Origin of the sequence: Variovorax glucosi, from assembly GCF_051216695.1 — a bacterium.
GTDB lineage: Bacteria > Pseudomonadota > Gammaproteobacteria > Burkholderiales > Burkholderiaceae_C > Variovorax.
Window position 1 is genome coordinate 423 of record NZ_JBPJZE010000304.1, and the last position, 691, is coordinate 1,113.

The 691-nt window shown below is 65.3% G+C and carries 1 protein-coding gene; it reads right to left on the minus strand.

Annotated features, from left to right (window positions below; translation table 11 throughout):
• Positions 1–30 precede the first annotated feature (30 nt).
• Positions 31–609: a DNA-3-methyladenine glycosylase I gene (locus ACSFA3_RS25170; RefSeq protein WP_435508064.1), complete on the minus strand. Its 579-nt coding sequence runs from the start codon at positions 607–609 to the stop codon at positions 31–33.
• Between the last annotated feature and the right edge of the window lie 82 nt (positions 610–691).

Sequence of the window (691 nt, forward strand, 5' to 3'; positions counted from 1 at the left end):
CCGGACCTGCGAAAGCAGCGTCCGGTTTTTTCATTGCGGCTTGGGTTTGTGTTTGGCACCGTGCCGGTGGCAGTCGTGCGCGTGGTCGTCCACGATGCCTGTCGCCTGCATCCACGCATAGACGATGACGGGGCCCACGAACTTGAAGCCGCGCTTCTTGAGAGCCGCCGAGATCTCTTCCGACAGCGGCGTCTTCACCGGAACGCTGCCGGTGCGGTTGACGATGGGCTTGCCGCCCGCCATGCCCCAGATGAATTCGGAGAAATCTTCGCCCGCCGCCTGCATCGCGAGGTAGGCGCGCGCATTGCCGATGGTGGCCTCGATCTTCGAGCGCGAGCGCACGATGCCGGCGTCTTGCATCAGCCGCTCGACATCGGCCTCGGTGAAGTTGACGATCTTCTCCGGCACGAAGCCCTTGAAGGCCTTGCGGAACGCATCGCGCTTGCGCAGGATGGTGAGCCACGAGAGGCCGGCCTGGAAGCCGTCGAGCATGAGCTTTTCCCACAGCGCGCGGCTGTCGTGCTCGGGCACGCCCCATTCGGCGTCGTGATAGGCGGCCAGCAGCGGGTCGGTCTGGGCCCAGGCGCAGCGGATCTTGTCGGTGCGCAAGGCTAGCAGCATTCCGGAGAGGCGGCCGAACGTGAGCGCGCTCGGCCAGCCGCATTCGATGCTGCAGTTGCTCTACTGTCTC